Annotated in this window: 12 protein-coding genes and 2 pseudogenes; 5 read left to right on the top strand and 9 right to left on the bottom strand. The window is 44.9% G+C overall.

Going from position 1 to position 15,194, the window contains the following annotated elements; genetic code table 11:
• The first annotated feature begins 28 nt into the window (after positions 1-28).
• Positions 29-577, top strand: coding sequence for a GNAT family N-acetyltransferase (locus TRQ2_RS09395; protein WP_012311362.1), 549 nt, complete (start codon positions 29-31; stop codon positions 575-577).
• On the opposite strand, the gene TRQ2_RS09390 is transcribed toward TRQ2_RS09395, so the two are convergent.
• Positions 558-1,910 (bottom strand): ATP-binding protein, encoded by a 1,353-nt coding sequence (locus TRQ2_RS09390; RefSeq protein WP_012311361.1) that lies wholly within the window; start codon positions 1,908-1,910, stop codon positions 558-560. The two genes, TRQ2_RS09395 and TRQ2_RS09390, sit on opposite strands and share 20 nt — an antisense overlap.
• Before the next feature lie 245 nt (positions 1,911-2,155).
• Here TRQ2_RS09390 and TRQ2_RS09385 point away from each other — a divergent pair, with 245 nt between their 5' ends.
• Positions 2,156-3,487 carry a GGDEF domain-containing protein gene (locus TRQ2_RS09385; protein ID WP_012311360.1) on the top strand — a complete coding sequence of 444 codons (1,332 nt, stop codon included), beginning with the start codon at positions 2,156-2,158 and terminating at the stop codon, positions 3,485-3,487.
• Here the strand turns inward: TRQ2_RS09385 and TRQ2_RS09380 are convergent.
• The 8 genes and pseudogenes from TRQ2_RS09380 to TRQ2_RS09345 form a co-directional block, all read right to left on the bottom strand.
• Positions 3,456-4,979 (bottom strand): methyl-accepting chemotaxis protein, encoded by a 1,524-nt coding sequence (locus tag TRQ2_RS09380; protein ID WP_238514496.1) that lies wholly within the window; start codon positions 4,977-4,979, stop codon positions 3,456-3,458. The genes TRQ2_RS09385 and TRQ2_RS09380 overlap by 32 nt on opposite strands.
• A gap of 226 nt (positions 4,980-5,205) precedes the next feature.
• Positions 5,206-5,643 (bottom strand): annotated as a pseudogene (locus TRQ2_RS09990) (HD domain-containing protein); the annotation flags it as partial.
• A 471-nt stretch (positions 5,644-6,114) separates the two neighbouring features.
• Positions 6,115-6,669: a sulfurtransferase TusA family protein gene (locus TRQ2_RS09370; RefSeq protein WP_012311359.1), complete on the bottom strand. Its 555-nt coding sequence runs from the start codon at positions 6,667-6,669 to the stop codon at positions 6,115-6,117.
• Positions 6,670-6,750: 81 nt separating this feature from the next.
• Entirely contained in the window at positions 6,751-7,014 is a 264-nt protein-coding gene (locus tag TRQ2_RS09365) for a DsrH/TusB family sulfur relay protein (RefSeq protein WP_011944167.1), read from the bottom strand.
• An 11-nt stretch (positions 7,015-7,025) separates the two neighbouring features.
• The gene (locus tag TRQ2_RS09360; RefSeq protein ID WP_011944166.1) at positions 7,026-7,379 is read right to left on the bottom strand and encodes a hypothetical protein; all 354 of its coding nucleotides are present in this window, start codon (positions 7,377-7,379) and stop codon (positions 7,026-7,028) included.
• 9 nt (positions 7,380-7,388) lie between these two features.
• Complete coding sequence (locus tag TRQ2_RS09355; RefSeq protein WP_004080583.1) at positions 7,389-7,745, bottom strand: DsrE/DsrF/TusD sulfur relay family protein; 357 nt, start codon at positions 7,743-7,745, stop codon at positions 7,389-7,391.
• Positions 7,746-7,761: 16 nt separating this feature from the next.
• A pseudogene (locus TRQ2_RS09350) lies at positions 7,762-8,761 on the bottom strand (YeeE/YedE family protein).
• A gap of 15 nt (positions 8,762-8,776) precedes the next feature.
• Positions 8,777-9,016 (bottom strand): sulfurtransferase TusA family protein, encoded by a 240-nt coding sequence (locus tag TRQ2_RS09345; RefSeq protein WP_004080581.1) that lies wholly within the window; start codon positions 9,014-9,016, stop codon positions 8,777-8,779.
• A 199-nt stretch (positions 9,017-9,215) separates the two neighbouring features.
• On the opposite strand from TRQ2_RS09345, the gene TRQ2_RS09340 reads away from it, so the two are divergent.
• The 3 genes from TRQ2_RS09340 to TRQ2_RS09330 are packed head-to-tail and all read left to right on the top strand — an operon-like array spanning position 9,216 to position 15,154.
• Positions 9,216-13,826, top strand: a complete 4,611-nt coding sequence (locus TRQ2_RS09340) for an alpha-2-macroglobulin (protein WP_148202966.1) — start codon at positions 9,216-9,218, stop codon at positions 13,824-13,826.
• A complete protein-coding gene (locus tag TRQ2_RS09335) occupies positions 13,804-14,256 on the top strand; it encodes a hypothetical protein (RefSeq protein WP_029683737.1) in 453 nt (150 codons plus the stop codon). Before TRQ2_RS09340 ends, TRQ2_RS09335 begins: the two co-directional genes overlap by 23 nt.
• A complete protein-coding gene (locus tag TRQ2_RS09330) occupies positions 14,198-15,154 on the top strand; it encodes a DUF1175 domain-containing protein (protein ID WP_041434383.1) in 957 nt (318 codons plus the stop codon). Before TRQ2_RS09335 ends, TRQ2_RS09330 begins: the two co-directional genes overlap by 59 nt.
• Positions 15,155-15,194: the final 40 nt, after the last annotated feature.

Here is a 15,194-nt window from a genome sequence, read left to right as displayed (position 1 = left end):
TAAATCAAAAAACGAACGGAGGGGTTCGATGTTTGAAGGAAAGCTGATGAGGCTCAGGGCCTACAGAAAAGAGGACATAGAGAAAGCCCTGGAATTCGCCAACGATCCTGAAGTGAAGAAGTGCCTCGTTCCGGGTATTCCTTTTCCGTGGAGGAAAGAAGACGAAGAAAAATGGTACCAAAGTTTGAATCCTTTCAGCACGGATTCTTACTCATTCGCTCTCGAGAAGCTGAGCGATGGAGAGTACATAGGGAGATGTAGCATTATCAAAATCGACTGGAAAAACTCTGTGGCGGAGGTCGGCATATTTCTGGGGAGGCCTTATTGGAGCCAAGGATACGGAACGGACGCTATGAGGGTACTGGTGCGGTTCATTTTCAACGAGATGAATATGAACAAGATCAAGCTCCACGTGTTCAGTTTCAACGAACGGGCAAAGAGAGTCTACGAGAAAATAGGCTTCAAAGTGGAGGGTATCTTAAGACAAGAACTTTTCAGAGAAGGAAGGTATCACGACGTTATCGTGATGGGCTTGCTGAAGAGTGAATGGAAAGACCTCACCGAAACAGATCTTTGAGTTCGACCAGTTTCACTTCTTCGGTCTCTTTTAGTCCATCGAAACCACTTCTGGAAAAGAGATAGTAAACAACGGAGAGATTATCTATTTGAAGATCCTTTAGAAGGTATGGAACTTTGCTTCTCAATCGATTCAGAACGAGAACATCTATTTTCTTGTTTGACCACTTACATTCGCCAACGTATAGGGTGTTTCCTTTTATTCCTACGATATCTATCTCTACATCCTTGCTCCACCATCTACCAGTTTTTTCTACTCCTACTTTTCGGATCATGTATTGTCGCACTATTTTTTCAAAGGTGAACGAAACGTGCTGATCAAAAGTGGTACTTATTTTTTCCAGGGCCTCATTGATCAGACCACGGTATATGAGTTCCTTGTGAGGATGAATGTATCTGAAATAAAATCTGAGATACTCATCGGACAAATGGTATCTTGGTTTTCTCTTTGGTTTTCTGCTCAGAGAAAATGGAACTTCCTTTTCAACGAATTTCAGCTCTACCAGTCTTGAAAGATAAACGTTGATGCTTCTGATATCTATTCCAGAAACATCCGCTATTTCTGATGGCGAAGTCTTGCCCAGTGCAATAGCTTGGAGAATCGAATAATAACTCGATGGATCATGAAATTCCTCCAGTGTCAGAAACCGTCCTTCTTCCACCAGATATTCTCCTGGAGTCAGGACCTTTTCAATGAGCGCTGTTTTAAAGTCTCTATATCCCGAAAATTCACGAAGGTACAGAGGAACACCGTCTGTGACGCTGTAAGTTTTCACATAATCCTCTTCATTTTCAAAATTCAGAAACTTTATAGAATCGAAGAAATCGAGAGGAAGGATCTGGTACTGTCCCGTTCTTCTTCCATAGAGAGGGCTGTTTTGAGCAAGAGCGATCTTTTCAATCATGCCAATTTGAGAACCGCAAAGGATCATTTTAACTCCAATCTTAGAGAACACTTCATCCCACCATCTTTGAAGGATACTCATGAAACTTTCGTCTTTCATAGGAATGTATTGAAATTCATCGAAAACCACCACTTTTAAACCCTCTCGTGTTTCAAAGACATTTTTTAGAAGGGAAAAAAACTCGTCCCATGTAGAAATTTTCAAGGTAACCGGGAGATTCAGAATAGGCTTTATCTCATCCAGGAATCGATTCATCAGCTGGATACTACTTGAAAGATCCGCTGTGAAGAACAGGGCTTTTTCAAGGCAGTTTTGAAGAAGAAACGTTTTTCCCACTCGTCTCCTTCCATAGATGATCAAAAGTTCTGCTTTGTTGCTTGAAATCTTTCTTCTTAAAAACTCACATTCCCTTTCCCTGTCAATCAGCATGCCCATTTCCCCTTGAGATTCCTTACAATAAAAATTATAAATGATGATTTGCTAAATGTGAATTTAGTAAATTCAGATTTATATTTTTGGGAGGAAGACTTTGGTGTCGTAAAATGTCAATTTTACGACACCGCGATTTGAGAAACATCTACCGTTTAATTCTGGAGTGAAAAAAGCAGGTGCACGCGGTCCTCTCACCATGATATAATTTCCTGCGATTCACTTTTGTGTGGAGGGGATTGGCTTTGAAAGCGATCACCAAAAGATTCATTTTCATTTACATACCAGTTTTCGCTGCGCTGTTTTTTCTCTCAAGGATAAACTACCTGCTTTATCATACAATAATAGAGTTCTTTGCGATATTTACCGGTCTGTCGATTGGTTTAATAGCGTATGCCACACGTGGATTCAATCAAAACAGGATCTTCATAAAGTTTGGAGTCGTTTATGTTTTCGTTGCAATTGTCGACTTCCTTCATACGCTTGCGTATAAGGGTATGGGAGTTTTTCCAAACTGGACGGCAAACCAGCCCACTCAGTTTTGGATCGCAGGAAGATTGCTTGAAACACTCGGTTTTGTTCTGATCCTGTATTTTCCTAAGCTCAGCGAGAGAACATTGTTTTTTCTGTTCGGCCCTCTGACCACATTTCTGATCACATCTATCTGGACTGGAGTTTTCCCAGACTGTTTCATCGAAGGTTTCGGTTTAACAGAGTTCAAAATATCAATGGAGTACATCATAATTTTTGTTCTACTTGCGGTGCTTGTTCGAACGCTCAGAAGTAAAGATGTCTCGATCTCTACATTCCAAAAACCTCTCGTAGCTGCAATAATTCTCACGATCTTTGGAGAGCTCTCTTTCACACTGTATTCAGATGTCTGTGGTTTTTTCAATTTCCTGGGACATGTTTTCAGACTTTTCTCGTACATGGTGATTTTGAGGGGAGTGATAGTGAACGCTTTGGCGAATCCTGTTCAAGCTCTATTGTTTGAACTTTACGAAGAAAAAGAAAAACTCAAGGAAATCGCTCATCGCGATAGTTTAACAGGGCTCTTCAACAGGGCGTTTTTCAACGAATGGATTCAGGATCAAGTTCGAAAAGCGCAGTTCCAGAACGTTCCGCTGTCTTTCATAATGATCGATGTTGACAATTTCAAGCAGATCAACGACACATACGGACATTTAACCGGAGATAAGGTGCTCAGATTCGTTGCAAGATGTATTAGTGATTCGATTCGCTCTTCGGATTTTGCAGTGCGCTACGGTGGGGATGAATTTTTAGTTGTCCTTTACAACACCAGCAAACAACAAGCAGAACAGGTTGCTTCGAGGATAAGGGAGAAAATCAGAAACTCGGATGAACTGGGAGTGGATGTCGATATCAGCTACGGTGTGGCTGAACTCAAACCAGGTGACAACTATTTGAAATTCCTTCAAAAAGCGGACGAAGAGATGTATGGAATGAAGAGAGAGAGAAAAAGTCCTGTTGTGATTAAAAAAAAGAGGAGCCAGAGGCTCCCCGTATTGTGTTTTTTCCGCAGATTCACAGCACCATGTCCTCGAAGTTTTCCTTAATCACCGAAAGTAGATTTATGGTTTCGTTCACACTATCGAGAACAACCTTCAACTGGGAGAAGAAATTCTGTATCGAGGAGCTTATTTCTTCCGCTGTTGCTGAACTCTCTTCAGAAATTGCGAGTAGGTTCTGGATACTGTTTGTTATACCGTTGAGGTTGTCAACTTGTTGATTCAGGACATCTATGAGATCGCTGAGTTTTTGCGATATGGAAGATATAACTTCGCTGGATTCTTTGTTTCTCTCTGAACTCTCGAGGAGCTGACTCGATTGTTCCTTCATCTCTTCGAATTCAGCCTGTATAGTTTTAACGAGTTTGTCGATACCTGTGTTTATGGTCGATAGATACTCCGCTATCTTTGAAGAGGAGCTGCGACTTTCTTCGGCAAGCTTTCTGATTTCATCGGCAACCACTGCAAAACCTCTTCCGGCTTCTCCACTTCTTGCAGCTTCTATAGCAGCATTGAGTGCAAGTAAATTCGTCTGTTCAGCGATGCTCGAAACAGTTGCAGCAACCTGCATGATCATGCCAGCCTGTTCTTGGAGATTTTTTGCCTCCTCAACGAGTTTGGAGAACCTCTGGCTCATCTTCGCTATGCCGTCAGCCGATTGCTCGACATTATTTGCCGATTGAACAATGAGCGACACAGCTTCATTGAGAGATTTTATGATTTGTGTTTGTTCGGAGATGATGGATGTTATAGTTTCAACGTTTGTTGTAACCGCACTCGATATCCTTTCCGTATCATTACTTATCTGTACAGCTGTGGTGGCTATTTCATTTGAAAGTGAACTCATGGTTTCGAGCTGTTCTTTCATGGAATTCACTGCATCTACTACTTTCGATGAGTAGGCGTCTATTTCTTGAACGTCTCCCAGTATACCCACTATGATTTCCTTGGTCTTTTCTACAGCATTGTTCAGTTCAGCGGAAAGATCGGAGAACTCTTTTGGTCCACTTATCATAACTGGATTGTCAAAGTTCTTCCGAGAAACGAGTTTAAGAGATTCTTTTATAACGTTCAGACCTTTTTTGAGGTCTTTTGTGTCGAATGCCATCACAAGAGATATGAGAAAGGCGCTGAAAACGGACTTGAGCAGATTTCCGAATGGCAGAAATGTGAAGATGATGAAGATAAAAACGAAACTGAACAGTGGTATCATGAGAACATTAACCGGAACCAGAGACTTCACGAATCCTGCTCCAAGAACGATCAAACTCCTTAGTTTTTCGAATTTTCCGTATTCCTTTGTGGCTTCCACTTCTACTTCGAGGTAATTTCTACCATTGTCACTACCTTCTCTCAATACTCTGTACTTGATCGGATCGTCAAAGAACTCAGAAGCCGTTTCCATGAGTCCAAGGAAATAATTTTTGAAGTTTCGTTTTGATTCGTACCTTATCAATGCTTTGCGCGATGAAAGGAGTTTGAAGAAGATTCTCGGGGGTTTCGCTCCTTTGATCCTTCTGGTAAGAACTCTGTGTACCATATCCATAGCAGCCATGAAAGAAAGAAAACTCGTTTTCTTGCGGTTCTTCTTCCAGAAACAAGTGATGCTTTGTGAAATCTTTTAACAGATCTACAGCTTCTTTTTTCACCTCATCAATTATCCCTTGATCTTCCTGAATGGAAGATATTATTTCATCGATAGAATCCGCGTCCAGTTCTTTGTCCGATCCTGTGTATTTTAGAACTTTGAGTGAGATAATGTCCGCCGCTTTTACACAATTCGAAAGAGCTACAATTGAGTCCTTTTCATTTATTTTCTGATAAGGAGCGTGATGATAAAGGATAGATTTTGAACAATCAGAACAGAGCTGTATTTGAGACAACGCCATCCACGAAATCACCGAGTGGTGATCGTGTTTGTCAAGCGTCAGAACGATTCTTTCCATATCGGATATTCTTCCAAACATGTCAACAAAAAGTTCGTAGTTAGCGATCGAAGTTTTCAGGATCAGACCAACATCGTGCAAAAGGCTCGAAAGGTAAACCCCATCTTTTTCAAATGGTAAATTCAGGCGATCAGCTATCTCCACCGCAATGTTGGCAACCTGGATCGAATGTTTCACAAAATATTTGTATTCCAGAACTCCCATTTCTCGAAAAAGTTTGACGAAAGATTCAAGAGGAACTCTCAGCGTTAGATTCATTTTTTACCCTCCTGACACATAGGTTGCAACAAGAAGCATCCCTTCTGTTGAAACAATTACTGGTACAATCACATACAGAAACGTGGATAATTTCACTAAAAACACCTTCTAACGCTAATTTTAACAAATTCATCAACATCGGTCAACAATTGAAAAAAGAGCAGACTTTTTATGTTTGAAAAATATCTTCTTGATTTTACTGAAAGTACTTCAAATACTCGTTTTGATTATGACAAATAGCTTCTTTGAAAAAAACTTGTCCTAAACACCGGAGTGTCTTTCACTTTCTGCTTCAAGTTTTGGAATCTTTTTTCTGCTGTCTTCCCCTAGAAAAAGCCCCGAAAAGGCTTTTGAAGTTCGGTTCTGAATATTTCCCAATGCTCATGACAGGTTTTGAAACGACTGGAGAACAAAAGTCAGAAGAATCAAAAAGGCGTGCCACTTGCTCTCAATACACTCTACTTACATGTTTTAAAGAGATTGCGGTTTCTTTATGTAGATCTTCATCACGGGCCCTATCTGTTCAGTAGCCACTTCGTAGCCTTCTCTAAGCGAGAAACTCGTGATCCTCTCTCCCGAGAGTGGATAGTCGCACATCACGATCAGGGTTTCTCCAGGCTGGAGTTTTTCCAGTTCTTTTCTGGTCGTGATCTCTGGAACAGGACATATTTGTCCTCGCATATCGAGAAGTTTTGTCGATCCAGACGACTCTTCTACTGAGGTGATACTGGAAATTTTCTTTTCTTTTTCGTTCTCGTGGAGCAATTCCACTGCTGCTTCGAGCATCCTGAACACCTGAACAGAAGAAAAATCGTACCTGTCACCTTCGGGTGTCTTTAAGACTTTGAGGATCCCCGCTTTAACCATCTGGTTCAAATACCTGTAAGCGGTTGAGGGATTGATCTTCAGTTTCTCCGCCACTTCTGAAGCGGTGAGACAACTGTCTCTCAAAAGCATCAGAATGTCGAGTCGTGTCTGATTCGATAAGGTTTTAAAGAGTGTCAAAACGCTTCCACGCCGTCCCATGGGTTACCACCTTCTGCAAAAGCCGCGGACGAGCCGCGGCCTGCTGTTGACTTAGTCTTATTTTACTACATCTAAATCCCATCAGCCGATGAACTTCTCTTCACTCTCCAGAAGATCTATGAATTCACTGTAAGTGATCAGTGGAACCTTTGAATCCTCTTCGGAATATCCTCTCGCAAGGAAGTCGTCCTTGATTGTGTAGACCTTTGCTGGTGTCTCGAGTTCTTCCAGAGCCCAGAAAACACCATTTTGTATGAGAACTATTTTATCTTCTGCCTTTGCAGATCTTATTTTGAGCTTTTCCACGGGATGATCCGTTCCGTACTTGACGAGTACGAGTGCCATCTCCTATCACCTCACATGAATATAACGTAGTCGAAGCTGTGTAAGAATTCTGGAAGATTCGCTTCGTCGATCACTTCTGCCCCGAAATTCTCGTCCAGTTCTTTTACCCTGTACTTCTCAAGATGCTGTTTGACTGCGTAAACTTTGGTACCGTATCTTTTGATGTATTTGTGACAGATCGAGAGAGGAAGTAGTCCCAGCATCTCCGGCTTCGTATTTTTGGATAACGCAACAGAAGCCTCTTCAATTAGGAGAACACTTGGTTCCAGATCCTCTCCGTACATTCCAAAGGCAGTTCTGAATGCTTCGTTAACCCAGACACTTCCAACCGGTGATTGATAGGCTACAAACAGTATTTTCTTCATGATCCCACCTCAAGCCATCAGATTTATGAATCTGTCGCAGGTGGCAATCAGGTTTGCGAGTTCTGGGAGGCCGCTTGGTTTCGAACCCTCTATTATCATGTCTGTGGTTATCCCTCTGTAGTCCATACATATTCCACATATATGAACCTCGAAGTTTCCTTTTTGCATAAGTTCTACAAGTTTCTGTGGAATGTTTCTGTCGATTTTGATTGGCTTTATGTTCTTGTTAGTACATATGACGGAATCCGCGAAGAGAAAGAGTGTCACTTCATGACCTTTTTCCATTGCGGCTTCAGCGATCTTTATGGCGGTATCCAGATCTTCATACGTATAGGGTGGAACCATCACCTGTATTCCTATCTTCATGATTTTTTCCCCCTTGTCATTTCTGTCTTCCGAAGAGGAACCAGGCCATTGTCCAGTTTCCGAGAATGAAGAAGATAGATGCTACTATCGATGAGATGGCCAGTGTCGGAACACCGGTGAGGAAATGACCTATATTACATCCTCCAGCTGTTACCGCACCAAAGCCCATGAGAAATCCTCCCAGAAGAACCTGAGCGTAGGTTTTGGGATTCTTTGGCATTCTCAGTTTGAACTCTTTTCCTGCAATGGCGGATATGGCAGCTCCTAATTATTATTCCGAGAATCTCAGCACCTTCCCAGTTCAGAGGGGCGTTGTTTGCGTAAACAGAAACCAGATTTATCCAGCCTCCTGTGATACCAAGACCGTAGTTTCTTCCTGTGCTCGCACTTGCCCACCAGGCTATGGGTGCGAGTATCGCTATGAGAATGGAAGCAGCGATCCAGTTCAATTTGGAAGGCCTCTGGGACTTGTTCTTCACTCCAAATGCATACCAGAGCATGAGTGCAAGGAAGATAATTGAGGCGATCCATGGACTGATACCAAGCACCGTTGCGATGGTTGGTCCTGTCTTTGGCGCGTAAATGGGATTCGTGTTCGAAACTGTCACCGTGTATTTGTTCAGCCACTTGATCCATCCCGAGAACAATCCATTCTTTGTGGCATGGGCTGTCAGAGCGTAGGCCAGAGCTGCGAACCACGCTGTTGTCATTCCTTCACCGGTTCTGTAAGTCACTCCCGAAGCACATCCACCAGCGAGCACCATTCCTATTCCGAAGATGAATCCACCGACGATGTTTCCAATCCAGTTGAGGGGTTTGGGGTTGAGAGTTATGATGCCGGCCTGAGCGAAGATCAAGAGTGTGATGGATTCGAGACCAAGCGTCAGCGCTGCGAGCCTCATCAAGTAGTTGTCTTTGAAGATCAGAACATCTCTGAAGGCAGAGTTAAAGCAGATCCTACCGCGCTGAAGGATTACACCGAACAGAACTCCAATTAGTAGACCGGTCCAGACCATGTCGTCTGCACCTCCTTATTTCACTTTGATGTAAATCTTCCATTCGCTTGGACCCACTTCTTCGATTTCCAGAACTTCGTGGCCGAGTTTTTTGACAGTTTCCGGGATTCTTTCTTTCGACATCGGATAGTCGATCCACACCTCGAGGATTTCTCCTGGCTTCATGTTCTGCAGGGCTCTTTTGGTTTCAACATCGGGCACTGGACACACCTCTCCTCTCACATCCAAAGTCTTGGTGACCTGGTACTTCGCCATACCGCACACCTCCCCTTGAGTTTTTGTGAAAAAAATCTCAATCCTTGTGAAAATGATAACATTCTAATGTTACATAGACGTTGAATAATGTTACGATATGGTAAATTTACCAAATGATCACGTTTGAAAATCGAGCTTCTGCTTTTCTTTCGTTAAGTGGTATCATAGAATTAACATTTTAAAAACGTGAAAGAGGGGGATGGGTATGAAGAGATTGATTTTCTTGGTTTTTCTTCTGATCAGCTTCAGCCTTTTTGGAGGATACGCCTATTTCTCTAGATATCCTGTTCTGCATCCAGATGAGGGACTCTTCTTTGTGATCTCAGATCTGGAGGATGTCACCCTGAACGTGTGGAAGATAAGTGAAGAAGACTTTTTGAAAGCAGTTTTTGATCCAGAAAACTTCAACTTCTCGCTGTTAGAGATAACACGTCCTATCTACAGTAAAAAGTTCTCCTCAGAGGAGTGGAAAGAATTCTCATTTCCACTGAAAGACAGGGGATTTTACTTTGCGACTCTGGTTTCCAACGAGGGGACGGTTTTCAGAAAGGTGATGGACAGGGGCCTGTTCATCGTCACCGATCTGGAGGTGATTTACTTTTCCGACAGCGAAAAGCTGAGGCTCCACGTGTTCGACTCAGACGGTGATTTTGTGGAAGGAGCGGAGGTCCTTCTCTTTGAAGATTCGAAACTGATCGACAGAGTTTTCACCGGCAAAGACGGGGTCGTTTCTATCACGAAACACTTCGACACGTTCTACATCAGGTACGGGGACTCTCGATTTTTGGGAGGGGTGTACTTTTCAGGTGGAGGGCTTGAAAGAGAAAAGCTTTTCTTTGTCACAGACAGGCCGATCTACAAACCTTCCGACACGGTCCACTTCAGAGGTCAGATCTTCTCTTTTGAAGAGGGTCTCTACAGAGCCTTTGAGAAAACGAAAGTAACCGTTTCCATTTTCGACACAAAGAACAACGAAGTTTACAGATCGGAGCTTGAAACCGACGAGCTCGGTGGATTCAACGGTTTTATGAAGCTTCCAGACACAGCCCCGGTCGGACTCTACAGGGTGAAGGTCGATCATGGAGGAAGACGCTACTACGAATATTTTCTGGTGGAAGAATACAGAAAGCCCGAGTACAAAGTCGAAATCGAAACGGATAAAGACTTGTACATATCCGGCGAAGTTGTGAACTACCTTGTCAGGGTGAAGTACTTCAACGACCAGCCTGTTGCGAAAGCGCAGGTTGCCTACTACGTTCGAGCCTTTCCAGAGGAAGGAAGCGGATATCTGGTTTACAGGGGAACGGACTTCACAGACGAAGAGGGAAACCTCAGACTCGGTGTGAAAACAGAAGAAGGATTTCAGGGGTTCTACCGGCTGGAGGTGATCGTGACGGATGAAAGCCAGCGTCAGATTGAGGAAACAAGGTCTGTGAAGGTGTACGCAGACAACGTTCTGATATCTCCGATGAATCGGTACGTTTCCACCTCACCGGGCAAGCAGGTGAGGGTGAAGGTGAAAGTGACGGATCTTTCCGGAAATCCTTTAGATGGACTGCTCACCGTCTCTTCTGAAGATTCAACGAGCACGGTGGTTGTGGAAAACGGTGAGACGATCGTCACTTTCACTCCAAAAGAGCCAAAAAGTTACAGAATAGAACTCTCCTTCGGAAAGGCGAAAACTCACCTCTACGTGTACGCTTACTACGGTGCAGGAACAAGCAGTGAGTTCGTCATTAATCCAGCAACGAACACGGTGAAACCTGGAGATGAACTTTCGGTTCAGATCCTTGCACCTGGTAAGGTGATGGGAGTTCTGGGAATCGTCTCAAACAGGGTTTACGACACTATTCCTGTCTCCTTCACCGGGTCTGTCAACCTGCGTGTCAGAATACCGAAAGATATCCCTGAGAAGAATCTCTTCCTCAGCTTCATAGGACTCGACGACAATGGGCGTATCTACAAGCTGGAAAGACTGAACGTTCTGCTCGACACGAATTTCACCACCATGAAGATTCTGTTCGACAAGGATCAGTACGAACCTGGAGAAATGGCACAGATCACGATCGAATCGAATGTGGACAGAGTCTGTCTTTTCCTCGTTGATGAAGCGATATACGCCATGGTTGGAGCAGAACCACCGGTGCTCGAAAACTTCCTCTATCCTCACATGAACTATCCCCAAACAAGAGGAGGATTTCCGCATTACTGGAGACTCTATGTTTCAAGGGATTCGTTCCGAAACAAACTCGCTTCCCTCCCGGAGGAGAAGACCTTCGCCGATTTCAAACAGAACGCCATTCCATCTAAGTTGAACGTCAGGGAGTACTTCCCGGACACGGCCCTCTGGATTCCTTCACTGGAGCTTCACAACGGAATCGCGAGGGTGAGCTTCAAGGTCCCAGACAGCATCACTTCTTTCAGGGCAACGGCCTACGGTTTCTCAAAGGATCGATTCTCCCAGGCAGAAAGCGAAATGGTCGTTTCCAAAAAGTTCTATCTGATGCCTCACCTTCCGTCTTTTTTGAGGGAGGGTGATGTGATAAAAATATCCGCAACCGTTTTCAACAGGACTTCGAAGACGCTTCCGGTTCAACTCATGGTGGAACTTCCCGAGAACATAGAACTCCTCGAGGGGAGTTCCTCAAGACGCTTTTTGATGGAGGCGAACTCCTCACACACAGAGACCTGGACAGTGAAGGCTGTCTTTGCTTCTGAAGGAAGTTTTGTGAAATTTACTGCGGTTGGAGGTGATCTGAGCGACGCGGTCTCCATGAGACTGCCCGTTGAAAGATTCGCTTTTGAAAGGGAATTCTACCGCATCATGCTCTTGGACGGGAAAGAGACGCTGAAGATCCCGGAGCAGTTCATCTCATCGAGGATAAGGTTTCTGGACAGCATCGTTCCGCTCGTCGAGGATAGCCTGAAAAGGCTGGTAGACTTCCCGTACGGTTGTGTCGAACAGACCATGAGCCGGTTCTTCCCGGCCGTGGTTGCAGCAAGTGTAGGAATAGAGGTGGAGAACCTGGAAGAGATCATCCAGAGGGGGCTGTTCAGACTCTACTCCTACCAGCACAACGATGGCGGTTGGGGATGGTTCAGATTCGACGAATCCGATGACTTCATGACCTGCTACGTGATGGAAGGGCTGTACTTCACCATGAAGGCGGGATACGATGTCGCAGAAAGCGTCCTGCAGAGAGGAATAGAGTATCTCAGGGAACATCCGTCGGCCTACGGATCGTACGTTCTCGATCTGTACGGAGTAGATCACGAGCCGTTCAGGCCAGAAAGCGAAGTGGATCTGGTGTTTCTGAGTTTGAGTTCAAAAGAGGCTCTGAAACAGCTGATGAACTACGTCGTCCAGGACGAGCAGAAGGCCTATCTGAAAATATCTTCCGATAACCCCCTCATCAGTGAAATCCAGCTCAACAGCGTTTTCCTCAGGGCTCTTGCAAAGTGGAAAGAATTTCCGGAACTGGTAAGAAAAGTGACAAATTACCTTCTCTTGAAAAAAGACAGCGCTTTCTGGACTTCCACAAAGGACACGTCCTTTGTTATTCTGGCTCTCCTTGAGGCGATGCCGGAGTACGCTTCAACCACACTGAAAGTCATCAACTCCGAAAACACCTTCGAACTGAAGCCAGGTGAAGAAAGCTCCCTCGTTCCCGGTTCACTGACCGTCTCTGGAAAAGGCATTGTGGAAGTGGAGGTAGTTTACATCGAAGTTCCGAAAGAGGCTGTGAGCGAAGGTTTGAAGATAAAAAGAGAATTCTACAAAAGGTACGAACTGCTCATAGAGGAGAATAAAATGATTGTGGATGCCTTCGTGCCGATCGGGAGAGGATACGTACCACACTCGATACACCCTGTCGAGAAAGAACAAAACGAAGAACTCTACATCCTGCCGTACAAGTACTGGAAGAAGACAATCGAATACAGAGGATTTCCCCTCGAGATAGACGGTGCAGAAGTGAAAATAAAAGGAGAGACTTACACGTTCTTCAGGATCGAAACGTTCAACGGCCTGATTCTTGTAGTTCTCAGAAACGAAGCGCTCGTCTATGATACGGAAAAGAACACTATCACCAGGTATCTGGATGTAACAGACGCAGGTTTCATGAGAAGTGGTCCTGTTTTTCTCATGAAGGGATTCGTGCTGGTCGGTGATGAAAAGATACCCGTTCCTGAAGACGTTACGGGGCTGTCCTGCACGATGGATGAGATCCTGCTGAGGGGAGAAAACAAAACGTACTGGTACAGGAACGGAGAGTTCGTGGATCTTCCGTTCGTTGCCAGAAGGGTATTCTTCTGGGATGGGAAGAGGCTGGTTGCAGAGAGCATACGCTTCAGCGGGTCTTCAAAGACTCTTCGGAACAGAGTTTTCGAGGTGGTCTTCGATGTTGAAGATGTGAGGATAGAGTTGGGAGACATAATCAAAACGGTGGTGAGGGTTGAGGGAGATGGAAATTATCTCATAGTGGAGGATTTCATCCCGTCCTGCGCGCAGGTGCTCTCGAACTACAGAGAAAAAGGGATCGAGGAAAACAAGTTCTCGTACAGCTGGTACTTTTCATGGAACGCATGGTACTCTGGAAGGGAGATTCGAACGGACAGGGTTGCGCTCTTTGCCAGATACCTTTACGGTGATAGCTTTGACTACGTCTGGAGGGCGACTGCAGAGGGGGTGTTTCATCTTCTTCCGGCACGGGTTTATCCGATGTATTCTCGTGATCTCTATGCTCATACAGATCCAGATGTGCTTTTCATCGGGGCGGATTTTATCGATGGAAGAGATGATCAACCTTGAGCTGGGAAAAGACTTTCTGGATCGCTTCACGAAGGTATGTGAATTCTTGAGAATCGAGCCGAACCTGGACGTGATGGTCTTCGAGTGCGGAAGTCTTGTGGAGTTCCACGAAATTACGGGTATGCCGTACCACACAGGCGGAGTTTACCACGAAGGTGTCATCTACACCCAGCCGCTCGATGTACTTCGAAGAAAAAACTCCCTCGAAGAGACGATCCTCCATGAGCTTCTACACCATGTTCTGGAGATGTACTTTGATCTGCCTCGATGGATGGAAGAGGGTGTGGTCCTTGCAGTGCTCGGTGTGAAACCGGAAGAGGTCTTTGGCTACCACAGGGACTGCCTTTTGAGACTCATTGGGAAGGTGCGTTATGAGGAGATACCTGATCTTGTTGATCGTTACAGGCGTTCTTCTGTGGAACGTCGTTGAGGTTTTGAGGTTCAAGGTGGAGTTTTCTGGTGAGACTTTCGTTCTGAAGGACGTCCAGGACATTTTCGTTCCTCTTGAAGTCAGAGGAGCGAAGGTGGAGTGTTCTAAAAACTTCGTGCTCGAAGAAAACGGTGTTCTGATTAAACGGGTGAGGCCCGGCGAGACCGTAACTCTGCACTTTGAAAGCGGTGGTATCTTCAGGATGAAGAAGGAGCTGAAGATCGAAGCCAGAGCCAGCGAAGAAGACAGCGACGGCGATGGATATCCGGACTCCCTGGAGCTCGACAGTGAAGACAGCGAGAGGTTCAGAAACTGGTTCGTCTGGATAGCCCTGTCGGCGTTCAAGAACGATCCTCCTCTCTGGCCGAAAGAGGAAAGGGACTGCTCTGGTTTCGTCAGGTACTGCGCAAGAGAGGCACTGAAGAAACACACAGGAAGCTGGCTTTCTCTCTCAGGTTACGACGGGCCCGTCTGGGAAGACGTGGAGAAGTACAACTACCCGAATCTTCCACTGGTTGGAACGAAGATGTTCAGGATAGAGAAAGGAGCTTACAGGGGAGTGGAGGACTTTTCAAGCTTTGCGGTTGCGAGGATCCTTGTGGAGTGCAGTATGGAGTTTGTCACAAAGAGCGTTTCAAAAGCGCTTCCGGGTGACATAGCGGTTTTCTTCCATCCTGAAGACGTCGAGATGCCGTACCATCTCATGATATTCGTTGGAAATCTCAATCTTGCTGATCACGAAGGGTGGTTTGTGTACCACACGGGTCCGATCGGAGAAAATCCGGGAGAGCTCAGGTTCGTCAGATACTCCGAACTTGTGAACTACGACCCCTCCTGGGCACCCCTTGAGATAAATCCGTACTTTCTTGGATTTTACAGGTTCAGGTTTTTGAAGTGATTTTGTGTACAATTTAAGTTGGATACAGCAAATCCAAAGG

The organism is Thermotoga sp. RQ2 (assembly GCF_000019625.1).
In the GTDB taxonomy this organism is placed as follows: Bacteria; Thermotogota; Thermotogae; order Thermotogales; family Thermotogaceae; genus Thermotoga; species Thermotoga maritima.
This window is presented reverse-complemented; position numbering and strand designations above follow the sequence as displayed.